General features: G+C 66.4%; 12 protein-coding genes. 3 read left to right on the top strand and 9 right to left on the bottom strand.

Features of this window, described 5'->3' with window-relative positions:
- Nucleotides 1–234 precede the first annotated feature (234 nt).
- Genes lptB through ACDC67_RS15745 form a run of 6 tightly spaced genes read right to left on the bottom strand, consistent with a single transcriptional unit; the run spans nt 235 to nt 4,499 of the window.
- On the bottom strand, nt 235–954 hold the full coding sequence (gene lptB / locus ACDC67_RS15770; RefSeq protein WP_376694592.1) for an LPS export ABC transporter ATP-binding protein: 720 nt from the start codon (nt 952–954) through the stop codon (nt 235–237).
- Between the two features lie 3 nt (nt 955–957).
- Nucleotides 958–1,422, bottom strand: a complete 465-nt coding sequence (lptA, locus tag ACDC67_RS15765; protein ID WP_376694591.1) for a lipopolysaccharide transport periplasmic protein LptA — start codon at nt 1,420–1,422, stop codon at nt 958–960.
- Nucleotides 1,409–2,011 carry an LPS export ABC transporter periplasmic protein LptC gene (gene lptC, locus ACDC67_RS15760; RefSeq protein ID WP_376694590.1) on the bottom strand — a complete coding sequence of 201 codons (603 nt, stop codon included), beginning with the start codon at nt 2,009–2,011 and terminating at the stop codon, nt 1,409–1,411. The genes lptA and lptC overlap by 14 nt, the downstream gene beginning before the upstream one ends.
- Complete coding sequence (locus ACDC67_RS15755) at nt 2,008–2,511, bottom strand: KdsC family phosphatase (RefSeq protein WP_376694589.1); 504 nt, start codon at nt 2,509–2,511, stop codon at nt 2,008–2,010. Before ACDC67_RS15755 ends, lptC begins: the two co-directional genes overlap by 4 nt.
- Nucleotides 2,508–3,485, bottom strand: a complete 978-nt coding sequence (locus ACDC67_RS15750) for a KpsF/GutQ family sugar-phosphate isomerase (RefSeq protein ID WP_376694593.1) — start codon at nt 3,483–3,485, stop codon at nt 2,508–2,510. The genes ACDC67_RS15755 and ACDC67_RS15750 overlap by 4 nt, the downstream gene beginning before the upstream one ends.
- A 33-nt stretch (nt 3,486–3,518) precedes the next feature.
- The gene (locus ACDC67_RS15745) at nt 3,519–4,499 is read right to left on the bottom strand and encodes a calcium/sodium antiporter (protein ID WP_376694588.1); all 981 of its coding nucleotides are present in this window, start codon (nt 4,497–4,499) and stop codon (nt 3,519–3,521) included.
- Between the two features lie 149 nt (nt 4,500–4,648).
- Between ACDC67_RS15745 and ACDC67_RS15740 the strand changes: the two genes are divergently transcribed.
- Together ACDC67_RS15740 and murA are read left to right on the top strand one after the other, a co-directional pair.
- The gene (locus tag ACDC67_RS15740; protein WP_376694587.1) at nt 4,649–4,858 is read left to right on the top strand and encodes a BolA/IbaG family iron-sulfur metabolism protein; all 210 of its coding nucleotides are present in this window, start codon (nt 4,649–4,651) and stop codon (nt 4,856–4,858) included.
- 5 nt (nt 4,859–4,863) lie between these two features.
- On the top strand, nt 4,864–6,123 hold the full coding sequence (murA, locus tag ACDC67_RS15735; RefSeq protein ID WP_376694586.1) for a UDP-N-acetylglucosamine 1-carboxyvinyltransferase: 1,260 nt from the start codon (nt 4,864–4,866) through the stop codon (nt 6,121–6,123).
- 14 nt (nt 6,124–6,137) lie between these two features.
- Here murA and ACDC67_RS15730 read toward each other — a convergent pair whose 3' ends face one another.
- The gene (locus ACDC67_RS15730; protein ID WP_376694585.1) at nt 6,138–7,469 is read right to left on the bottom strand and encodes an amidohydrolase family protein; all 1,332 of its coding nucleotides are present in this window, start codon (nt 7,467–7,469) and stop codon (nt 6,138–6,140) included.
- Nucleotides 7,466–7,699, bottom strand: a complete 234-nt coding sequence (gene yidD / locus ACDC67_RS15725; RefSeq protein WP_376694584.1) for a membrane protein insertion efficiency factor YidD — start codon at nt 7,697–7,699, stop codon at nt 7,466–7,468. Before yidD ends, ACDC67_RS15730 begins: the two co-directional genes overlap by 4 nt.
- Before the next feature lie 80 nt (nt 7,700–7,779).
- On the opposite strand from yidD, the gene dksA reads away from it, so the two are divergent.
- Nucleotides 7,780–8,208, top strand: coding sequence for an RNA polymerase-binding protein DksA (gene dksA, locus ACDC67_RS15720; RefSeq protein WP_376694583.1), 429 nt, complete (start codon nt 7,780–7,782; stop codon nt 8,206–8,208).
- Nucleotides 8,209–8,469: 261 nt separating this feature from the next.
- Here dksA and ACDC67_RS15715 read toward each other — a convergent pair.
- On the bottom strand, nt 8,470–8,651 hold a 182-nt coding region (locus ACDC67_RS15715), incomplete at its 5' end, for a hypothetical protein (protein WP_376694582.1).

Genomic DNA, 8,651 nt, shown 5'->3' with positions numbered 1-8,651 from the left:
AAGAGCAATTTTTGGTGCCTTTTTCTTGCTCTGGAGAAAAAGGTACTCGCCATCAGCCTGCGAAGCAGGCGGGCGAAACGCCTTTGACGTGTCGAGGCCACCACAGCGTGCGGCGGTGCCAGCCCAACCGGAGGGAAAAACGATGCGTTACGGCCTGGCGGCCTTCACGCATCCTACGGATGCCTTCCCTGAGTCCTGCACTCGTCCTTCGGGGACGCGGCCCCAACCTACAGCCTACAGCCGAAACTCCCGCCCCAGGTAAACGTTACGCACGTTCTCGTCGGCCATCACATCGGCCGGGCTGCCGTGGGTGAGCAGGCGACCGTCGCTGATGATGTAGGCGCGGTCGCAGATGCCGAGGGTCTCGCGCACGTTGTGGTCGGTGATCAGGATGCCGATGTCGCGCTCGACCAGGTGCTTGACGATGTGCTGGATTTCGCCGACCGAAATCGGGTCCACGCCGGCAAAGGGTTCGTCGAGCAGGATGTAGGAGGGGTTGGCGGCCAGGGCCCGGGCAATCTCGACCCGTCGGCGTTCGCCGCCGGACAGGCTGATGCCCGACTGGCCGGACAGGTGGCTGACGGAGAACTCTTCCATCAGGCGTTCGAGTTCGGCACGGCGGGCGGCGCGGTCGAGGTCGCGTCTAAGCTCGAGCACGGCCATGATGTTGTCGGCCACCGAAAGGCGCCGAAAGATCGAGGCTTCCTGCGGCAGGTATCCCAGGCCGTATCGGGCGCGCTGGTTCATGCTCGAGCGCGTGATGTCGCGGCCATTGATCTCGATGCGGCCGCCGTCGGCGGCGACCAGGCCCACGACCATGTAGAAACAGGTGGTCTTGCCGGCGCCGTTGGGGCCGAGCAGGCCGACGATTTCGCCGGTGTCGACCTGCATCGACATGCCGTGGACGACGGCCCGCCCCTTGTAGCGCTTGGCCAACTGTTCAGCGATCAGCACGGCTCAGTCCTGCTCCGGCCCTTGGTCGCCGTTGTCCTCGTCGTCGCCGTCGATGACTTCCGGCTCGATCGACAAGCGTACGCCGCCCTCGCCCCGAACGCCCTCAGTGTCGAGGTTGTAGACCAGGCGCTCGCCTGTGTAAGTGCCGCGCGGTTCCTCCAGATAGGCTTCACCGACGAGGGTGATCGTGCGCTCGATCAGGTTGTAGATGACCTGGTCGGCGCGGCCCGTCGTTTCCCCGCCTTCTTCCGTCACGGTGCGCCACTGCACCGGGGCGCCGAACAACTCGACGCGTTCATAGCCGTTTGCGCCGCGATAGGCGAATCCTTCGTCGGCCGTGACCAGCATTTCGCCGCGCGTGATGCGGACGTTGCCCTGCAGGTGCGAAGCGTTCTTTTCGGCGTCGTGGACGAAATTGTCGGCATCGACGCCGATCGGGCCGCTCTGCTGGGCCTCAGCCGTCGCCACTGCGACCAGGATCAGCAGCAGGAACAGTGCTGCCGGCCACGGCCGGGTCGAGTTCGCCTTGTACGCCATCGGTCAGTTCCAGAAGATTGTTGTCGAGTTCGATTCTCAGACCGCCGGAACGCAGTCTTGATTCAGTCTGCGTGATCGAGACCGGAGTATCCGAGGTGATTGTACGCGCGCGCCGGTCGTAGCGCAGGCGCTCGGTGCGCACCTCGATCTCGCCACGCTGGCCGCCGTGGACGAGGGTTACGTCGCCCTCGAGGATGAGGAGCTCGTCGTCGCGCAGAACGCGGCCGCGCTCGGAACGGCCCCGCCAGTTCGCATCCTCCGGTTCGATGTGGAACTCGGGCGATTGCAGGCGGGCGATCCGCTCGGCCCAGACATGCTCCAGGCGCGGGCCCGAGAGCGTGAGCTCCACGCGGTCGTCGGCGTCGCGGAAACGGGCCGAGTAGTCGCTGAGGGTGTAGTCGAACTGCGTGTCCGGGATGGTGACCGGCGGGGTGGCGCTTCGGTCGCTGGGCATCAGCCAGCGGATGCCCAGCGCCACGACCAGCGCCAGGCAGGCGATCAGCACGATCCGCCAGGTCACTCGAAACGACCCTGCCAGCGCTCCAGCAGGCCCTGGTCGGCCAGGATGCGTTCGCAGACCTCGCGCACGGCGCCGTGCCCGCCCCGGCTTGTGGTGACGAAATCCGCCCGGTCACGTATCCATTCGGCGGCATCGGCCGGTGCGCACTTGAAACCGCAGTGCCGCATTGCCGGCCAGTCGACCAGGTCGTCACCGGTGTAGGCGCATTGTTCGCCCGTAATCGCCAGCGCCGTCGTCAATTCTTCCAGCGCCGCGCCCTTGTCCTCTCGCCCCTGCAGGAGATGCTCGATGCCGAGCTCGGCGGCGCGCCGGGCAACGATGGGCGAGGTGCGGGCGGTGATGATGGCCACGGCGATACCGTTGTGTTGCAGGGCCTTGAGGCCCAGGCCGTCGCGCGTGTGGAAGGTCTTGATCTCGTCGCCGGCGTCGGTGTAAGCAATCCGGCCGTCGGTCATCACCCCGTCGACGTCGAACACGGCCAGGCGAACGGACGCGCTCATACCACGCCCGCCTGCAGCAGATCCTGGAAATTGAGCGCGCCGACCAGCTGCCCCTGCGCGTCGGTGACCAGGACGCCCTGGATACGATGGTTCTGCATCAGCTCGACGGCCGAGGCGGCCAGTTCGTCGGCGCGGATGGTGCGCGGGTTGGCGGTCATGATGTTCTCCGCGGCGTTGCTGCGAATATCGCCCAAGTCGTCGACGTGGCGGCGCAGGTCGCCGTCGGTGACGATACCGATCAGCCGGTCGCCCTCGTCGAGTACCGCGCACATGCCCAGTCGGCTGCGGGTCATCTGCATGATCGCGTCGGCGATGCTGGCATCCCGGCCGATCGTGGGCAGCTCGTCGCCGGAGTGCATCAGGTCGCTGATCCGCAGCAGCAGGCGGCGGCCGAGGCTGCCGGCCGGATGCGAGCGCGCGAAATCCTCGGCGGTAAAGCCGCGCGCATCCAGCAGGGCGATGGCAAGGGCGTCGCCGAGGGCCAATTGCGCCGAGGTCGAAGCCGTCGGAGCCAGGCCGAGCGGACAGGCCTCCCGATCGACGCTCGTGTCGAGGTGCACGTCGGCGTGCCGGGCCAGGGTCGAGGCCGGGTTGCCGGTCATGGCCACCAGGCCCACGCCCAGGCGCTTGAGGCCGGGCAGCAGTCTCAGCACCTCCTCGGTCTCGCCGGAGTTCGACAGGGCGAGCACGGTGTTTTGCTCGGCGATCATGCCCAAGTCGCCGTGGCTGGCCTCGCCCGGGTGCACGAAAAACGCGGGTGTTCCGGTGGAGGCCAGCGTGGCCGCCAGCTTGTGGGCGATATGGCCCGACTTGCCCATGCCGGTCACGACCAGGTGGCCCGGCGAATCGAGAATCAGGCGGCAGGCCGCCACGAAATCGTCGCCCAGGCGCTCGGACAGCGCGCGAATGGCGCGGGCTTCGGTTTCGAGAACTTCACTGGCGGCTTCCAGCAGCCGGCTGGCATCGATGTTCATAGGCATGATTCTAATCCACGACGGCCGGGGCGATCATCGTGCCAGCAGCGCTTCCCAGATGACCAGGGTCTGGTAGCCCAGGTAGCCGGCGAACAGGATGAAGGCTGCCGGGCGGTTGATCAGGCCGTCGCCGCCGCGACGCCAGGTCAGGAGCAACAGCAGGATCGAGATGGCGAACATCACGAGCATGTCGCGATGGAGCAGCACTTCCTCGATCAGCATCGGATGGATGACCGCGGCGATCCCCAGTACGCCGAGCAGGTTGAACATGTTGGAGCCGAGAATGTTGCCGATGGCGAGGTCGTCCTCGCGCTTGTAGGCCGAGGTCGCCGCCGTGGCCAGCTCGGGCAGGCTGGTGCCCAGGGCGACGACGGTCAGGCCGATCACCGCTTCGGAGACGCCCACCAGCACGGCGAGCGTGACTGCGCCCTTGACCAGAACCTGTGCGCTCAGGGGAAGCAGGACCAGGCCGACCAGCGTCCAGCCCACGGCGGTGCGCATGGGCATCCCGCTGGGGACTTCCTCGGCCAGGGCAGCGCTCAGGGGATCCTTCCCGCCGCTTCTGACGCCCAGCACGACCATGGCGCCGATCAGCGCGAACAGGCCGAAGAGCAGAATGATGCCGTCGGCGCGGGAGAACTCCAGGTCCCACATCAATAACAGGGTGAGCAACATGATCAGCGCCAGGATCGGCACTTCGCGCTTGAGGGTTGCCGACTCGACGCGCAGCGGGTAGATCAGGGCGGTCAGTCCCAGGATCAGACCGATATTGGCGATATTCGAGCCCAGGGCGTTGCCGATCGCCAGCGAGGGGTTGCCCTGCAGCGAGGCGGTGGCCGAGACGATCATCTCCGGCGCGGATGTACCGAAACCGACGATGGTCAGGCCAACCACCAGGGTCGACACGCCGAAGTTGCGCGCCAGCGCCGAGGCGCCGGCGACCAGCCGATCGGCCGCCCAGATCAGCAGCACGAAACCGGCGAGCATCTGCAGCACAGCGATGGTGATCGTCATTCGTAATCCTGAAGGGGTCGGGCAGGCTGGCGGGGTGAATGCGTTAAACTATGCAAGCGGCCTTCACAATCAAACAGGGCCATCGGCTTTTAATTTCCCCTGGGCAGATCATGGACGTCACTGCAATTGAAGCGCGTATTCTACAGGCAATGCCTGGAGCGCAAGTCAAGGTCGAATCCGACGACAACGTGCATTACGTAGCGCGCATCGTCAGCGAGTCGTTTTCCGGCCTGTCGCGAATTCAGCGTCACCGCCAGGTTCACGCGGCCGTCGGCGAGGCCCTGGGCCGCGAGATCCATGCCATGAGCCTCGACCTCAAAACGCCCGCCGAAGCCGACCCGTCTTCGGCGGCGGGCTGAAGCGCATGGCCAGAATCCAGATCGTCGGCGGCCGCCCCTTGGACGGCTCGGTCGAAATCTCCGGCGCCAAGAACGCCGTCCTGCCCATCCTGATGGCCGCGCTGCTGACCGAGGAGCCCTGTCGGCTCGAAGGCGTGCCCCATCTCAAGGATGTCACCACCACCATGGAGCTCCTCGGCCAGATGGGGGTTTCGATTGCCCTGGGTGATCGCCTCAGCGTCGAGCTGGATGCCTCGGCGATGGACAGCGATGTTGCGCCCTATGACCTGGTCAAGACGATGCGCGCCTCGATCCTCGTTCTGGGGCCACTGCTGGCCCGGCGCGGTGTCGCCCAGGTTTCGTTGCCCGGCGGCTGCGCCATCGGCGCCCGGCCGGTGGACCTGCACCTCAAGGGCCTGACCGCGATGGGCGCGGATATTACCGTCGAGTCGGGCTACATCCAGGCCCGGGCCAAACGCCTCAAGGGCGCGCGCATCGTGCTCGACACGGCCACCGTGACCGGCACCGAGAACCTCATGATGGCCGCCACCCTGGCCGAGGGAACGACGGTGATCGAGAACGCCGCCCAGGAGCCGGAAGTCGTGGACCTGGCCGAATGCCTCAACTCCATGGGCGCAGGCATTTCCGGGCATGGCAGCAATACCATCGTCATCGAGGGGGTCGAGCGTCTCTCGGGCTACGACTACGCCGTGGTGCCCGACCGCATCGAGGCCGGCACCTTCCTGACCGCCGCGGCCATGACCGGCGGGCGGGTGCGAGCGCTCAACGCCGCGCCGCACACGCTCGATGCCGTCCTGGCCAAGCTCGAAGAGGCCGGCGGGCAGATCACCACCGGCGAGAACTGGATCGAACTCGACATGGCCGGCCGGCGCCCGCGAGCCGTGAATGTCACCACCGCCCCCTATCCGGGTTTCCCGACCGACATGCAGGCGCAGTTCACCGCCCTGAACGCGATATCCGAGGGCACGGGCATCGTGCGCGAGACGGTCTTCGAGAATCGCTTCATGCACGTTCTGGAACTGCAGCGTTTGGGCGCCGACATTCGCCTGGAAGGCAATGCCGTCGTGATCAAGGGGGTCGATCGCCTGACTGCCGCGCCATTGATGGCGACCGACCTGCGGGCCTCCGCCTGCTTGGTGCTTGCCGGTCTGGTGGCGGAGGGCGAGACGGTGATCGACCGCGTCTACCACATCGACCGCGGTTACGAGAATATCGAAGAAAAATTCCGCCAGCTCGGCGCGGACATCCGGCGACTGGCCGGCTGAGGCGGTCCGGAGGATCAGTCCTGCCGGGGCTGGAGCCGCTGCCCGGGCACCTGCCCGGTCAGAAGACCATCGCGCCACACGAGCCGGCCGTTGACCCAGGTGGCCGCCACCGTTGCCGGCAGCTTGCGGCCGGCAAAAGGCGTCCACGCGCACTGCGACAGCAGTGATTGTTCGTCGACCACGCAGCGGCGCGCGGTCTCGAGCAGCACCAGGTCGGCCCAGCATCCTTCGCGCGCGAACCCCCGCTCCGCCAGCCCGAAGCGCCGCGCGGGATTGTGGGCGACCTTCTCGACCAGCCGCTCCGGGCTGAGCATGCGCGCGGCCACCAGCGACCAGGCAACCGGCAGCGCGAACTGGATCACCGGCATTCCGGAGGCTGCTGCCGTGTAGCGTGGCCCCTTGTCGCGCAGCAGTTGCGGTGCATGGCCCGATGCAATGATGTCGATTCGATCGTCGGCCAGGGCGCGCCGCAGGGCGCTACGGTCGGCGTCGCTCTGGATGGCCGGGTCGTACTTGATCAGGTTCCCCAGCGCGTCGTAATCGGCATCCATGAAGTACAGATGCGGCAGGCACACGCCGGCCGAGAGACGCTTTTGCGTGACCTCGCCGGAGTTCAAGGCCTCGGCCACCTCGCCGGTGCTGACCGAAGCAACGTGCATCGGCTTGTCGCCTGGAAGGCCGGCGGCCAGGTCGAAGGCGGCCCGGCTGGCTTCGCGGGAGTGAATTTCCGAATGAACCGAGGCGGGCAATTCACCGCCATGCCGCGACATGGCCCGCGACCGGTTGGCCTCGACGATCTCGCCGTTCTCGCCGTGAAGAACCGGCAGCAGCGTCGATTCGGCGACCAGCGCCGCGAGCATCGCCGGATCGTCGATGGCCTCGTTGAGGCCCGCACCGCCCACGCAGATCGACAGTCCGCAGGCTTCCGATCGCCCGGTGGCCCGGACCTCGTCGCCGTTGCCCGAGGTCGCGCCGAGATAGAAGCCGTAGTTGGCGGTCGAGCGCCCATGGGCGCGGCTGAACTTGTCGGCCAGAGCCCGGCGCGTCGTGGTCATGGGGCGGGTGTCGGGAAAATCCAGGAAGCTGGTGACGCCGCCGGCGACCGCCGCACGCGACTCGGTGGCGATATTGCCCATGCGGGTGAGGCCGGGCTCGCGGAAATGAACGTGGGTATCGATCATCCCCGGTAACAACAGGCGCCCGCGCGCGTCCACGACCGTCTCCCGCGGTCGCGCGCTCAGTCCGCCATCCATCCGGTCGATCCGCCCCCGTTCAATCCGGACATCCGTCTCGATTGTTTCCCCTTCGTTGACCAGCCGGGCGTTCGTGATCAGCCAGCGGCTCATTTGACCTCGTCGTCCTCGTAGCCGGGTACCGGGTCTTCCCCCCCGGGGCAGAACGGATGGCAGCGCAGCAGGCGCTTGAGCGCCAGCCAGCTCCCTCGCCAGGGGCCGTAGAGCTCGATCGCCTGCATGGCATAAACCGAGCAGGTCGGGTCGAAGCGGCACTGACCGCCGATCCAGGGCGAGAGCATATACCGGTAGGCCCGGATCAGCGCGAGTAAAAAAGTCTGCATTCAGGGGTTGCCCATAGTTGCCGACTAGGATATATAATCGACCGTTTTGCAACAACCTGGCTTGAAGAGGCCGCGAGCTGATGCCCAGCAAGATTGTCGATTTACCCAAAGGCTACAAGCCTTCCGAAGACGAAGAGTACATGTGCCAGGAGCACCTGGAGTATTTCCGCCGCATGCTGCTGCAGTGGCGCGAGGACCTGATCCAGGAGTCCCAGGAGACGATCAACAACCTGCGTGGCGAGGTGCGCGATGTCGGTGACGAGGCCGAACGCGCAAGCCGCGAGACCGAGAACAGCCTGGAGTTGCGCACGCGCGACCGCTACCGCAAGCTGCTCAACAAGATCGACCAGGCGCTGGCCCGGGTCGATGAAGGTGCCTACGGTTACTGCGAGGAAACCGGAGAGGAGATCGGTCTGGCCCGTCTCGAAGCCCGCCCGATCGCCACGCTGTGCCTGGATGCCCAGGAACGCTGGGAACTCAAGCAGAAGCAGATGCGCAACAGCCGCTGACGGCGTCGCGTTCCGATCATCCGAGGCTCTGAAAAGCCCCGGTTCGTCGGGGCTTTTTCTTCGTGGGGTTTGCCTTTGCGTGCCCGGTGGCAGTCGGGATCAGGATTTGGGGGGCAGGGAGGACATCCGCAGGATGCGTGAAGGCCGCCAGGCCGGAACGCATTGTTTTGCCGGCGCCACCGGGTGCCTTGGTGGCCTCGACACGTCCAATTCTGTTTCGCCCGGGCCCGCTTCGCGGGGTCTTGCGGCGACTCACTTTTGTCAATCGCGACCGACCCACGAGAACAGGGTTGAACCGAGGCTCAGCTCGCTGTGAAGCGTTCGTGGCAAGGCGTCGGCGCGCCGGTGTAGTGGTGCTACATCAAGCGCCGAGAACGCAGTCCACGGACGCTTCACAGCGAGCCCTTCGGGAGATTCGGACGCGCCCGCCTGCGGCGTTGAGT

Origin of the sequence: Wenzhouxiangella indolica (assembly GCF_042310355.1) — a bacterium.
In the GTDB taxonomy this organism is placed as follows: domain Bacteria; phylum Pseudomonadota; class Gammaproteobacteria; order Xanthomonadales; family Wenzhouxiangellaceae; genus Wenzhouxiangella.
Note: the sequence above shows the minus strand (reverse complement) of the source record. Positions and strands in the feature narration are given on the sequence as shown.